Below are 13729 nucleotides of genomic sequence, written 5' to 3'. Positions count from 1 at the left end.
ATCAATTGGTCCTTTGTTACAGTAACGTAACACTGAAATCAATGGGTTTCTGGGTTCTCCCAGACCATATTATACCAAGAGCTTCCACCATGATTTGATTCAGATTCTCCCTCATCAGTGAAACCATTCATCTCATAGTAAGCAATCAAGTAATCATGACAAGTCAAACTAATACCTTGGCGTTTTTGGGCGATAGCCAGATCCTTAAGCGCTGCAATCAAGGCTGTCCCAATCCCTTGCCCTTTAAAATCTTTGGAGATAGACAAACTAGTAACTGCAATAAAGCCTCCTTGACTAGCATTAGGAACCACCTTATGGAACAAGTCATCTGTAAGATAACGTTCCGCAATCACAGGCCCTTCAATGTAGCCAGCTACAACGCCATCAATTTCAGCAATGAGAAAGGTATCACAAATCGTCTTTAAACGCTCCGCAATAGCCTCTGGAGTTGCAGCCTCTTCAGGTGAAAAATTATCTTGTTCGATACGGACAACATCAGCCCAATCATCCTCTCGGGCATGTCGAATAAGCATATTAAATTCCTTTCTATTAAGAGAAAGAGCTGAGCGAAATCGCTACAGCCCTTAATATATTACATGTGTGTTTGCAAGCTTGCTAGGAGCTCTTCAAACGAGCGTTCGTAAAGTTGGATGTCCCCAGCTCCCATAAAGACATAAACAGCATTGTCATGGTCAAGGAGAGGTGAGACATTTTCAACTGTAACCACTTTGGCCGGTTTATTGATCTTAGCAGAAAGATCTTCAACCTTAACATCACCATGGTCAACTTCACGCGCTGAACCATAAATTTGCGCCAAATAAACAGCATCTGCTTCGTTCAAAGCTTCAGCAAATTCATCAAGAAGAGCAATAGTACGTGTGAAGGTATGTGGTTGGAAAATAGCAACAATCTCTTTAGATGGGTACTTTTGGCGTGCTGCATCAAGCGTTGCAATAATTTCAGTTGGATGGTGAGCAAAGTCATCGATGACAACAGTACCACTGATAATTTTTTCTGTGAAACGACGTTTAACACCTGAGAAAGTTTTAAGGTGTTCTGCAACCAAATCCATGTCGAAACCAGCTACATAGAGGGTCCCAATAACCGCAGTTGCATTCAAGATATTGTGACGACCATAGGCTGGCACATGGAATTCTCCAAGAATTTGTCCATCGTGTTTTACCTTGAAATTAGACCCTGTCGTTGTACGAACAATGTCTGTTGCCATAAAGTCATCATTTTCTTCGAAACCGTAGTAATAGATTGGCGCATTGGCTGTAATCTTACGAAGGTGTGGATCCTCACCGTAAACAAAGAGTCCTTTTTGCACTTGCTTAGCATAATCATCAAAGGCAGAGAACACATCATCGATACTTGTAAAGTAATCAGGATGGTCAAAGTCAATGTTAGTGATGATTGAGTATGCTGGGTGATATGGCATGAAATGACGTTCATATTCATCAGACTCAAAGACAAAGTATTGTGCATTAGCAGAACCTCGACCAGTTCCGTCACCGATAAGGTATGACGTGTCTGTGATATTTTTCATAACATGTGACAAGAGACCTGTTGTAGAAGTCTTACCATGTGCACCTGCCACACCAAAGCTAGTGAATTGATCCATGAAGTGACCCAAGAACTCGTGATAACGCTTAAAGCTGTAGCCATTTTTAATCGCATAAGCAACTTCAACGTTGTTGTCTTCACGAAAGGCATTTCCAGCAATCAATTCAACATCTTCTGTGATGTTTTTTTCATCGAAAGGAAGGATAGGAATACCTGCTTGCTCAAGACCACGTTGTGTGAAGTAATATTTTTCCACATCTGAACCTTGAACCTTGTGTCCCATTTGGTGGAGCATCAAAGCCAAAGCTGACATACCAGATCCTTTAATTCCAATAAAATGATAAGTTTTTGACATAGTTTCTCCTTACAATCGCACTGCGATTAGTTTGCGTCTTCTAAATGCGTCAAATTTAATTCTTGAGCAACTCGGTGTTCACGGTAAGTTTGACGTTCTGGGTAATTATAAACCTGGCTACGTTTCAAGAAGTCATAGCTATTTTTCTTGACCTTCTTACGAGATGGGTTACTAGGCTGTTGATAGGTTGGAGCCACTTCTGCCAAGATGTAAGAATCCTGTTGCAGACGATTTGCCAAGTGATGGATTTTTGAGTGTTTCCCGTTAGGTGCTAAAGTTCGCTTGATAGCACTTACAGGAGCTCCCAAGATAGATGCTGTCACTGGCCCTTTATCCGTTGTTACAGCAGCTGGCTCAACAGTAGCCTCAAAGCTTGGCTTAGCTTCTACCTTAGGCTTAGCAGTTAGTTGACGGCTATTAGTATGTTTGGTTTGTTGAACTTCTTGGCGGAGGAATTTTTGGCGTTTCTCACGGACATCACGCTTAGCCTTTTCACGGGCTTCCTCTGCATAAGTCATGCCAGCTTCTTGAGTCTCCACTCGTTTTGAAGCCTGCTTACGATTGCTAGGCTTAGCTGACAAGAAATCATAGTTCGGTAACAAATCATTGTAGTCCTTATCTTGGTAAGGGCCACGGATATTTGTGATTAAATCTTCATTTTCGTATAGGCGCATAGAGACCGGTTCTTGCAAGCAAGGTTCCCCGTCTGGAATCAGCGGAAATTGTCGTCTTTGGCGATGCATAAAAGACTTCCTTTCATTTTCGAGATGATGCGTATCTTAATATAAATAATCGGGAATGGGGAGATACGTCTTGCAATATCCTATTATAGCCTAATTCAAAAGATTTGCCTAGTAGCATTTTTATATTTTAGTATTCCAATATTAAATATAACAAATTAAGATATTGCAATACCAAGAATTTCTTTAATATCCTCTACTGTCATGCTGGCACGGCTTTCATTGCCATCCAATACTGTTGTGACGAGGTTTTTCTTACCTTCTTGAAGCTCAAGAATTTTCTCTTCAATAGTCCCTCTTGTAATCAAACGGTAAACTTCGACATTTTGTTCCTGACCTATACGGTGAGCACGACTAATAGCCTGCATTTCTACCGCTGGATTCCACCAAAGGTCAATCAGAATTACCGTATCAGCACCAGTTAGATTCAGTCCCACTCCTCCTGCTTTCAGAGAAATCAAAAAGGCATCTCGACTTCCTTGATTGAAGGCTCTGGTCATCTCTTGACGACTATCAGATGGCGTTGACCCTGTTAGCTTATATGAGGAAATCCCTAATTCTTGTAAGAGCCCCTCTGTAATATCTAACATTCCACGAAATTGTGAGAAGATAAGGACACGATGGTCTGATTCCTTAATTTGGCTAAGCAACTCTCTAAGGCTATCTAATTTTCCGCTATCTCCCGCATAGTCCATAAAGAGAGCTGGGGTATCACAGATTTGTCGTAAGCGGGTAATTCCTGACAAGATTTCCACCTTACGACGGTTGATTTCCTGATCACTTGCTGAAATTAATCCTTGTTGCATCTGTTGTAATTGTGCTAAATAGATAGCCTTTTGAGCATCTGACAATTCACTTTGGTGAGTGATTTCAATCAAATCTGGGAGATCAGGAAGGACCTCTTCTTTTTTACGTCTTAGAATAAAGGGAGAAATATACCTAGCCACTTCCTTAGGTGTTAACTTAAGGAAAGTTTTTTTAGCTGGTAAAAGTCCTGGTAGAATAATCTGGAAAATAGACCAAATCTCCAACAAATGATTTTCAATAGGCGTTCCAGATAGTGCTAAGCAATGTGGAACAGAAAAATCACGTAGATATTGGGCAATCTTTGTCTGTGTATTCTTCATGACCTGAGCCTCATCAAGAATGAGATAGTCATATTTGCCAGCCTTGTAAGCATCAAAATCCTGACGGAAGGAAGCATAGCTTGTAATAATAATCTGGTGGTCTTCGGCAATGATGTCATCACGTTTTGGCTTGAGTCCATAAGAAACCGCTACATCTAACTGAGGGGCAAACTTTTTAAACTCATCCTGCCAATTGTAAATCAGACTTGATGGTGACAAAACCAAAACTCGTTGTCCTTCTTCTAAATGTGCAGAGAGGTAGGCAATAGTTTGCAAGGTTTTCCCCAACCCCATATCGTCGGCCAAGATACCGCCAAAACCATAGTGATGCAACATCGATAGCCACTGAACACCTTTTTCCTGGTAGGGACGAAGGCCAGCTTCTACCTTATAGGTTGGCAAATCAAAGGTCTCTGGCTTACTCAAATGTTGCGTTAAGAGTTGGAAATCTTTTGAAAAACGAACAGAATCACTTTCTGAAAGAGCATCCATCAATTGATAGGCAGTTAATTGATTGAGTTCTAGGTGACCTTTTCCTGAGTAACGAGCTCTCAGAGTTTTGAGACTCTCACTAATACGATACGTCGCTTCGTCAAAAACAATCAACTGACCACTACGATTGATAAAATAGGGCGAGCTTTCCATCAAGGCTGCTAAAGCATGATCCACATCTTCGTCGTCAAGACTTGAAAAATCAAAGGAAATATCTAATAAATTCCCCTGACGCTCTACCTGAACCTGTGGACTCTGTTCAACCCGTAAGTCACGCAACTCCTGCCCAATCAGAACCGTCCCTGTATTTTCAAATTCTGCTAGAGTATTCGTAAAGAAATCATAGAGCTCTTGACTGCTACTTAATCGTTTAGATGACTGAAAATCAGGGGTGAATTCATGCTTAGCCATCAAACGGAAAACAGCCTGCTCATGACGATAGTTACTCGTAAATCCTAAATGACTCAACTCTTGTCGATTATGGACTAGTAAACCATCAAAATCAAAGGCTAATGTAAGTATAACCTCACTGTCACCTTTCAGATCAAAGTGAAATCTCGGTGTGAAATTCTTGATATTAAAGGCTTTAGGAGCTTTAACTGGTCCCATAGTCCTAAAATCAAAAAGACTAGCAGCCAAGATAGCTTGTTCATCAAGATTAAAGCTGACATGCTTATTCAAATCGCTTCCAATTGGAAGAGAGCGTAAACCAACCAAAAGTTTTTGTTGTTTTCGATTCAAGCGATAAAAAACACCTTGATAAAAGAGAATACGATTATTAAAAAAGGCCTGACTATTCTTCTCAGCAACAGTCAATTCAATCATCTTAGGCTCGACAGAAATATCAAACGAGAAGAGATGGGCATCAGCAGTCAAATCCTCAACCAAAAGTCGGTGATATTCGGTTCCTTCCCATTCAAACCTAAAGCCATCCAAATCTTGCATCCGTCTCAAACCTTCCTCAAAAAAACCGTAGGGGAGACAAAGATGACGTGCATTATTCGGTAAAATAAAGTCTAAATTAGTCTTGGCTTCATCTGGAATCATCCGTCCTAAGAAGTCTAAAAATGCCTGTGAAGTCTGGTCAAATTGAATAAGCGATAGGGGTTCATAATAGTTCTTACCTATCTGATAATAACCCTCAGCCTCTACAAGTTTGAGAAAGGCAGGAATATCTCGAATAACATAAGAACGTTCATCTGGTAAGCGACGTAAACGTATACTCCACCAAATCTCTGAACCAAAGGTAGATTCCTCTCCCTCTACCATCAAGCTATATCTAACGGTATCATCCTCATTTAGGGAAAGGCCTTCTAAAAATAAACCACCAAAAGAGTGTCCTCGCTCTTGTCCCTGAGAGGACTCTTGTTCCTCTTCCAATTCTGCCAATAGACGCTGGCCTTCTTTATCGTTTTTTAGATAATACTCAATAGCTGCCAAATGGGGACAATAGCCTTTTTGAGCGAAATAATCACAGTCACACGTGATTTCAGAATCATTGAGTGCATAAATTAAATGATGTTGGTCAACTGTTGTATCCAACTGAGTTTCTGAGACCTGATGAATGGTAATGAGATCCTTTTCAAAAAGTTCAATACCCTCATTACGGACTCTACCCGGCATCAATTTTGCCATAGTATTCACCCCTATCTTATCCCTCTATTATAGCACAAAATCCTTATAAACTAGGCCTTCACCAAGATAAAACAAAAAACACTCCCGAAGGAGTGTCAAGGAGTGTCGCAGATTATTATTCGTAATCAAGTTTATCTGAGTGACCTGAACCATTACCAACATAGTAACCTGTCTTACAGTTAATACTGAAGAGGTAGGTTCCATCTGGAAGGTACAAGTTGTAGTAACCATTACCATTGATGATGTTGACTGGCTCAAGGATGAAGTTATCTCCTGAGAAGTAACCACGTGAGTGTGATGTTTCGATAATCTTTTCAAGAACACCATCAGCCCATGTCCAAGCTGGGTTACTTGTATCTGCTACTACGTTTGCATTATAAGGCACACGTGAGCGATCACGTTGAAGGATTGATGGGTTATAATTTGTGATTCCGCGTGTTACAACTGTTGAAGCTGCAGCTGAGCCACCAGTAGTTCCTCCAGTCGCACCAGTTGAACCTGCTGAACCTGCTGAGTTAGCTGCTCCATTTTGCGCTCCAGAAGTATTGGCTGCGGCCGCACCATCACCATTAGAAGCTGCTCCAGATGTGTTATCACCTGAAGGTGCAGCAGGACTAGCAGTATTGGCGCTGGCAGCAGCTGTCGCTGCAGATGTTGCGCTCGCAGCCTTAGCTTTTTCTTCAAGCTGAGTCTTACCACCCTTAATAGCTTCTTGGACAGTGCTGTCGAGACTCGCATTTCCAGTTGTTGTTACACTTTCTGGAAGATTATTAAAGTTGGCATCTGATTTAACAGCGATAGAGGCATTATAGCTACCATCTACCAGAGCATCTGACTCAAACTGACTGTTAATCTTTTGTACAGCTTCAATCTGTTTCTTCAAGTTATCATATTTTTTCTTAGCTGCATCATAATACTTGGTTTTCTCCAATTTCTTGAGCAGTTTTTCCAAATCTGATAACTTACCAAATTGATCATTAGCGAGTTTTGTTTGCTCGTCATCTGTGAAGAAATTCTTATACATTTCTTCAAAGGCCTTATTATCAGCAGCTGACGTATCCTTGCTTGATGATGATGTCACTGCTGAAGAAGCTGTGCTTGTTGTTTTCGCCGATTGGCTATGTGTTCCTTTATAAAGAGCATAGCTACCACCGATAATAGCTAAAGCAAGAACTGCTAGAGCACCGATAACAACACCTTTACGACGGTAAACTGGAATGTCACCATCAAAGGCACTCTTATGCGATGGTGAAATAGACTCTGAAGAGATTCTGTCTTCTGCAGATGGGCGATTAACTGCCATAGACACTTTTGGTGTTGTCTTTTCTTCATCAGCTTTTGCTCCAGTTACCCCTGCTACTGTTGATGCAATAGCTGCCAAATCAATAGTGTCTGAAATAGTAGCATCATCCAACAAAGGTTTTGAAGCTTGTGGCTCAGTATCGTCAATATTGGCAACAGCAGGATTTTGTGGTTCTGGATCATCAATGTTAGCAATCAAAGGATTGTTATCATCAATATTATCTACCAATGCATCGTTATAGGCTGGCGTTGGCTGATTAGTTGAAGTAGCTGAATCTGCAAGTGCATCACCAAGGTCAAATTTTTCTGTTTCTGACGTGATGAAACGATCAGCATTCGTTGACGTAATGATAACTTCAGAACTTTGACTTTCTGGTTCTGCAATAACCTCAGGTTCAACAGGAGCATTTGGCAACTGCTTGTCAATATGAGATTGAGTTTCATCAACCTTGTTATCTGTAGCACCAAAACCAAATGTGACCGGTGTTACTTCTTCAGTAGCTGTTGTTGAGTTGATTGACTCATTAGCCATTGATTGACCAATCAAACCTGAATCCGCAAACTCCTGACGTTGCTTTTGAATAAAAGCATCCAAAGGTGATGTGTCGCCATCAGCTTCAATTTTCTTTGAAAATTTTTGTGAGGCAACTTCTTCGCGATGTTGCTTGATATACTTATCCAAAATGCTATCTGTTTCTGTTACACCAGCATTAATCTCAGCTTCTTTACGGACAGCCTCACCGACTGTCATTTCCTTGGCATCTTGGAAATCTAGCTCTTGGCTACCTTCATAGCCATTTTGTGTTTTATCTTCTGACACGTTTAATTTACCTTTCTAGCCTCAGAACGGCGAACACGCTCACCAAAATATTGATACAAATCAACACGGAGTGTCCCGTTATAAAGCTTACGTTTTTTATCGGCTTTCATACCGTATTTGCTTTCAAATTGTTCATCGCTGGTCAAGATAAACTTGCTCCAAGTTTTAAGTGGCGCAAAAGTTTGACCCATTTCATTATACAAGATATCCACAGCCTTGTCATCCAACAAACGCTCACCATAAGGAGGGTTTGAAATAATGACACCATTGATTTTATCTGTTTTCAGGTCCTGTAAACGCATTTGTTTCAATTTAATAACATCTTCAAGACCTGCCTCACGAGCATTGGCTTTTGCAATCTCAACCATACGGCCATCAATATCACAACCCATAATATCTAATTCAATATCATAATTCGCCTTGCTATCTGCTTCATCACGTACCGACTGTACTAAATCTTTATCCACCCAATTCCATGCTTCAAAGGCAAAATCACGATTAAATCCTGGCGCAATATTCATACCAATCATTGCAGCCTCAATACAGAAGGTCCCTGAACCACAAGTTGGATCAATCAACGGTTTATCCGGATACCAGTTACTAAGTTCAAGGATAGCAGCCGCCATATTTTCCTTAATAGGTGCCCCACCTTTATCAGTACGATAGCCACGCTTAAAGAGACTAGCACCTGTGGTATCAATCAAAACTGTAGCCTTATCCTTTAAAATAGAAACTTCAATCTTAAATTCTGCTCCTGTTTCTTGAAGAGGCACTCCTTCTGGACGGTGGAAATACTTCTGCAATTTCTTAACGACAGCTTTTTTGGAAATCGCCTGAACAGATGGCTCATTATGAAGCTTTGATTTAACACATTTAGCTTTAGAAATTGGAAACTTTGCACCTAGCGGAAGATAATTTTCCCAGTCTAAGGCAAAAACTCCCTGAAAGAGTTCCTCAAAGGTACGTGCTGGAAATTCACCCACTACAATCTTGATACGGTCTGCTGCTCTCAACCAAAGGTTAGTTTCAGCTATTGCACGAACATCGCCTTGGAAACGCACCTTACCATTTTCAACCTGAGTGTCATAACCTAACTCACGCAATTCACGTCCAACCACAGCCTCAAGACCCGCCGCTGCAGTTGCTACTAATGTAAATGTTTCTTTCATTGTCATCCTTTTATCTCATTGTTACGAGTACAAACTTTTTTAACTGATGGCTTATTTTTCCACTCTTTTCTTTAGAAGATATAGTTGTAAAAGAGAGAATTCTTGCTAAAAGAAGGCTGAGACATGTGTCCCAGCCTCACCTATATGCAATTTTCTATAAGCCATGTTTTGTTCCAGAAGTGACTAGGTACCACTTCCTTCGATAATCATCTGTCTACTGCAAAGCAGTCAGGATGGTCCGTTCGTTTCCAGCCATCCCATGCCCCTACCAAAGTTTGGGTTGCTAGCTTGAGGGGTTTACCGCGTTCCACTTTTTAGGTTTCCCTAAAAACTCCGTCACTGTGGCACTTTCAGAGCTACTAAAACCTATCCGAAGACTTAGCCAGTTCACTCGCCGTAACTTGAAAATCAAGTCCCTAGGCTTATTAATTCACCTAGCACAAACACTACTGGCATCACAGCCAGTGCTAGCATGGACTTTCCTCATGGAAGACAAGCAACCATGCGATTATCCAAAAATTGCACAAACCAGTTTTATTCGACGATTTGTTTTCCAAAGACCTCTTTTTCCAAACGACTGACACGTTTTAAGATATCATAGTTTGAAGCCGAAGCAACATTGGCATTCGCACGTGATGGCTCACTTGTCGCACTTGCGTATGCTGGGCGACTTGCAGGAGCTGATGAAGCTTTAGCCTTAAGTTTTGCATTTTCTTCTTGCAATTCCTTAACTAGAGCAATATAGACACCGTAATCTTTGATTACATCATCTAAAAACTCATCAACTTCTTTTTTATCGTAGCCACGCATGCTTGTTTTAAATTCTTGTTCGTAGATTTTCTTGGGCGTTAAATTAATCTTAGCCATTTTTATTCTCCAATACTTGTCTTATCTAACTTACTAATACTTTACTGTCTAATATTTTTATGATACAGAAAAAAATATAAAAATGCAAGTTTAAAACTCAATTATATCCTATTCCGACATGACCTCATTGAGGTCATCAAAAGTCAGTCGAAATACGGGATAATCCCTTGCTTCTATCATCATACCGTAAAAATATTTCAGATTTGTTTCATTTTCAGGTTCATAAAATAAATAAGCCTGATCTGTATTGTCAATGAGAAACTGATTAAATTGTTTAAACTGTGCTGGAGATTGGTAAGCGGGAAAGCTATACTTGACAAAATCAACCTGCTTAAAAGCTGCTAGTTTTGTTTGATTCGCTTCATTCCAATTCTGACCATGCGTTTCAAAAGGGAAGAGGGTCGCTAACTTCAAAGGATAGTCTTTTTGAAGTTCTTTGGCTACTTCTAGTGCCCAAAATTCAAAACCGAGGTTCCCAGTAAAAATCATCCAATCCACACCATCATCCAAGAAACGCATCAAATCACGTTTGATTGCTTTCTTGATAATGGTTACTTTAGGGTCCTTGTCTTTAAAAATACCGAGTTCAAAGCTCTTATAGCCAGTTACCAGTAGTGATGTCATTTGTTGTTTTCCTCATTCATTTTATGGTATAATAAAATAGTCTTTATGCATATCTTATAAAGAAGAAGGGAAAGAAATGGTAAACTATCCCCATCAGGTATCTCGTAAGATAGCACAAGTACGTCCTAAAAAATCAAATAGAGTTGACTTTGCCAATCGGGGGATGAGCTTTGAAACTGCTATTAACGCGACTAATGATTACTATTTGTCGCGTGGTTTAGCCGTTATTCATAAAAAACCTACCCCTGTTCAAATTGTCAAAGTCGATTATCCCAAACGCTCACGGGCAAAGATTGTAGAAGCTTACTTTAGACAAGCTTCTACTACCGACTACTCCGGCGTTTACAAAGGATACTACATTGATTTTGAAGCCAAAGAGACACGACAAAAGACATCCATGCCTATGAAAAACTTTCATGCGCATCAAATTGAGCACATGTCTCAGGTCATCAGTCAAGATGGGATCTGCTTCGTGCTACTTCACTTCTCGACGCTTAAGGAAACCTACCTTCTGCCTGCCAAAGACTTAATCGCTTTTTATCAGATTGATAAAGGGACGAAATCAATGCCTCTTGATTATATCAAAAAAAGAGGCTATGCAATTGCAGAAGCAGCTTATCCTCAAGTTCCTTACTTAGAAATCATTGAAAAATTATTAGGTGGTAACACATAATGGCTAAATTTAATTTCAGCAACTTTAAAGAATCACTTAACGGTTTGACTAAACGTGCTAAAAACATCAAGGTCAAGCGCTCAGATTCTTCTCGCTATAGCAAAGGAAAACGCTCTGCCGCTTCAGACCAAAGTTTGGGCTGGCGTATTGCAAAATACGGATTTATTGGACTGCTCACTTTCTTTGTAGTCTGTGTCATCGCTGGTGGTAGCCTCTTTGCCTACTATGTTAGCAGTGTTCCTAAACTTACCGAGAACAAACTGCAATCAACAAACTCAAGTAAGATTTACGACGCTAATGGTAGTCTTATTGCCGACTTGGGAGCTGAGAAACGTGAGAGTGCATCAACAGATGAAATTCCAACAACTCTAGTTAATGCCATCACCTCTATCGAGGATAAACGTTTCTTCACTCACCGTGGGATTGACGTCTACCGTATCATGGGGGCAGCTGTTAACAACCTTCGTCGTAGCAGCACCCAAGGGGGGTCTACGCTCGACCAACAGTTGATTAAGTTGGCTTACTTCTCAACTAACACTTCTGACCAAACCCTTAAACGTAAGTCACAAGAAATCTGGTTGTCACTCCAAATGGAGCGTCAATTCACTAAACAAGAAATCTTGACCTTCTACATTAATAAGGTTTATATGGGTAATGGTTACTACGGTATGAAGACGGCAGCTAAATCTTACTTTGGTAAGGACTTGAGCGACCTCTCTGTTGCCCAAGCAGCTCTTCTTGCTGGTATTCCACAAGCACCAACACAATATGACCCTTATGCTAATCCAGATGCTGCCAAAGAACGTCGTAACACTGTTCTTGACGAAATGTATGAAGACAAGAATATTTCTAAAGAAGAGTACGAGCAAGCTAAAGCAACTGATGTATCAGATGGCCTTCTTCCACTTACGAAGAAAGCTAGCTATGAGCCATACTTAGATAACTACATCAAACAAGTTATTGAGCAGGTAGCTACTGATGCCAATGCTGATATCTACTCAGCAGGTCTCGACGTCTACACTAACCTTAATCCAGATATTCAAAAATATATCTGGAACGTCTATAATACTGATGACTATATCTACTATCCAAATGATAGTTTCCAAGTTGCTTCTACTATTATTGATGTTACTAACGGTCGTGTTGTTGCTCAATTGGGATCACGTCACCAAGACGAAAATATTGCCCTCGCTACTAACCAAGCTGTTCAAACAGACCGTGACTGGGGTTCTACAATGAAACCAATCACTGACTATGCTCCTGCTATTGAAAAAGGTGTTTATACAAACACTGGTACGACTGTTTACGATAATCCTTACAATTTCCCAGGTTCCTCAACGCCAGTTTACAACTGGGACCGTAAGTACTTTGGAAGTATCTCATTGACTTATGCGCTTCAACAATCACGTAACGTAACAGCCGTTAAAGCTCTTCAAGCTGTTGGGTTGGACTATGCCCAGTCCTTCTTGAAAGATTTAGGTATTGAGTATCCAGAAATGTTCTACTCCAATGCCATCTCATCTTCAACATCATCAGCAGATCCTAAGTATGGTGCATCAAGTGAGAAAATGGCCGCAGCCTATGCAGCCTTTGCAAATGGTGGTACTTACTATAAACCTTCTTACATTAAATCAATCAAATTTGAAGACGGTTCAACAAAATCATTTGATTCTAAAGGTGTTGAAGCCATGTCACCACAAACAGCTTACATGATGTCAAGCATGTTGAAACAAGTAATGACAGGTGGTACAGCGACTGAAGCCTATGTCCCTGGTACGTTCAACGCTGCTAAGACCGGTACATCTAACTATGGTGACGATGAATACTACAAGGTACAAAAAGAAAGTGGCGTCTACGCTTACCTTATGGTTCCAGATGAAACTTTCGTTGGTTACAATACCAAGTATTCTATGGCGATTTGGACAGGTTATAAAAATCGTAAAACACCACTTCATGATTCAGACCTTGATATCGCTAAACAAATCTATGGTGTAACAAGTAGCTACCTTAACCAGATGTATGGTGCGGGTTCTGAAGATTTCGATATGCCTAGCGGTGTTTATAATAATGGTAGCTATGTCTTCCTTACTGGTTCTTCAACATCAAATGTTTACACAGGATCACTTGGAACATCTAGCTCATCATCAAGTTTAGACTCAAGCCAAAGCAGTGACTCATCAAGTTCACAAGATAGTCAACAGTACGGTCCTGATGCTTCAACAAATCCATCGACATCGGCCTCTTCTAATGGCTCTGAACATTCAAATTCAAACACTGCTACAGCAGAAGAATAAGAAATAAAAAGGGTTATCTGATTGGATAACTCTTTTTTTACCGATAGATTTTAAAGAAACTATAA

The 13729-nt window shown here is 40.4% G+C and carries 10 protein-coding genes and 1 other RNA gene; 2 read left to right on the top strand and 9 right to left on the bottom strand.

What is annotated here, in order from left to right:
• Positions 1–38 precede the first annotated feature (38 nt).
• From HMPREF3112_RS00440 to HMPREF3112_RS00400, 9 genes are all read right to left on the bottom strand, one after another.
• A complete protein-coding gene (locus HMPREF3112_RS00440) occupies positions 39–533 on the bottom strand; it encodes a GNAT family N-acetyltransferase (RefSeq protein WP_048673905.1) in 495 nt (164 codons plus the stop codon).
• A 59-nt stretch (positions 534–592) separates the two neighbouring features.
• On the bottom strand, positions 593–1921 hold the full coding sequence (gene murC / locus HMPREF3112_RS00435; RefSeq protein WP_048673907.1) for a UDP-N-acetylmuramate--L-alanine ligase: 1329 nt from the start codon (positions 1919–1921) through the stop codon (positions 593–595).
• Positions 1922–1947: 26 nt separating this feature from the next.
• The gene (locus HMPREF3112_RS00430) at positions 1948–2664 is read right to left on the bottom strand and encodes a divisome accessory protein ZapJ (RefSeq protein WP_070437446.1); all 717 of its coding nucleotides are present in this window, start codon (positions 2662–2664) and stop codon (positions 1948–1950) included.
• 155 nt (positions 2665–2819) lie between these two features.
• Positions 2820–5915 (bottom strand): pilus expression-regulating Snf2 family helicase, encoded by a 3096-nt coding sequence (locus tag HMPREF3112_RS00425; RefSeq protein WP_070437443.1) that lies wholly within the window; start codon positions 5913–5915, stop codon positions 2820–2822.
• Between the two features lie 115 nt (positions 5916–6030).
• Positions 6031–8037 (bottom strand): cell division site-positioning protein MapZ family protein, encoded by a 2007-nt coding sequence (locus HMPREF3112_RS00420; protein WP_048673910.1) that lies wholly within the window; start codon positions 8035–8037, stop codon positions 6031–6033.
• Between the two features lie 2 nt (positions 8038–8039).
• Positions 8040–9206: a THUMP domain-containing class I SAM-dependent RNA methyltransferase gene (locus HMPREF3112_RS00415; RefSeq protein ID WP_048673998.1), complete on the bottom strand. Its 1167-nt coding sequence runs from the start codon at positions 9204–9206 to the stop codon at positions 8040–8042.
• Between the two features lie 152 nt (positions 9207–9358).
• An RNA gene (gene rnpB / locus HMPREF3112_RS00410) (RNase P RNA component class B) lies at positions 9359–9726 on the bottom strand.
• Between the two features lie 14 nt (positions 9727–9740).
• The gene (gpsB, locus tag HMPREF3112_RS00405) at positions 9741–10073 is read right to left on the bottom strand and encodes a cell division regulator GpsB (protein WP_037600233.1); all 333 of its coding nucleotides are present in this window, start codon (positions 10071–10073) and stop codon (positions 9741–9743) included.
• A gap of 108 nt (positions 10074–10181) precedes the next feature.
• Entirely contained in the window at positions 10182–10697 is a 516-nt protein-coding gene (locus tag HMPREF3112_RS00400) for an SLOG family protein (RefSeq protein WP_048673912.1), read from the bottom strand.
• A 76-nt stretch (positions 10698–10773) separates the two neighbouring features.
• On the opposite strand from HMPREF3112_RS00400, the gene recU reads away from it, so the two are divergent.
• Complete coding sequence (recU, locus tag HMPREF3112_RS00395) at positions 10774–11370, top strand: Holliday junction resolvase RecU (RefSeq protein WP_048673914.1); 597 nt, start codon at positions 10774–10776, stop codon at positions 11368–11370.
• Positions 11370–13664: a penicillin-binding protein PBP1A gene (gene pbp1a / locus HMPREF3112_RS00390; RefSeq protein WP_048673916.1), complete on the top strand. Its 2295-nt coding sequence runs from the start codon at positions 11370–11372 to the stop codon at positions 13662–13664. Before recU ends, pbp1a begins: the two co-directional genes overlap by 1 nt.
• The last annotated feature ends 65 nt before the right edge of the window (positions 13665–13729 follow it).

This window comes from Streptococcus sp. HMSC10E12 (genome assembly GCF_001807855.1).
GTDB lineage: Bacteria > Bacillota > Bacilli > Lactobacillales > Streptococcaceae > Streptococcus > Streptococcus salivarius.
This window is presented reverse-complemented; position numbering and strand designations above follow the sequence as displayed.

Excerpts from the sequence above, each read along its gene's own strand:
- recU (WP_048673914.1), top strand. The coding sequence starts at position 10,774 with ATGGTAAACTATCCCCATCAGGTATCTCGTAAGATAGCACAAGTACGT.
- pbp1a (WP_048673916.1), top strand. The coding sequence starts at position 11,370 with ATGGCTAAATTTAATTTCAGCAACTTTAAAGAATCACTTAACGGTTTG.
- HMPREF3112_RS00415 (WP_048673998.1), bottom strand. The coding sequence starts at position 9,206 with ATGAAAGAAACATTTACATTAGTAGCAACTGCAGCGGCGGGTCTTGAG.
- HMPREF3112_RS00440 (WP_048673905.1), bottom strand. The coding sequence starts at position 533 with ATGCTTATTCGACATGCCCGAGAGGATGATTGGGCTGATGTTGTCCGT.
- HMPREF3112_RS00400 (WP_048673912.1), bottom strand. The coding sequence starts at position 10,697 with ATGACATCACTACTGGTAACTGGCTATAAGAGCTTTGAACTCGGTATT.
- HMPREF3112_RS00430 (WP_070437446.1), bottom strand. The coding sequence starts at position 2,664 with ATGCATCGCCAAAGACGACAATTTCCGCTGATTCCAGACGGGGAACCT.
- HMPREF3112_RS00425 (WP_070437443.1), bottom strand. The coding sequence starts at position 5,915 with ATGGCAAAATTGATGCCGGGTAGAGTCCGTAATGAGGGTATTGAACTT.
- murC (WP_048673907.1), bottom strand. The coding sequence starts at position 1,921 with ATGTCAAAAACTTATCATTTTATTGGAATTAAAGGATCTGGTATGTCA.
- gpsB (WP_037600233.1), bottom strand. The coding sequence starts at position 10,073 with ATGGCTAAGATTAATTTAACGCCCAAGAAAATCTACGAACAAGAATTT.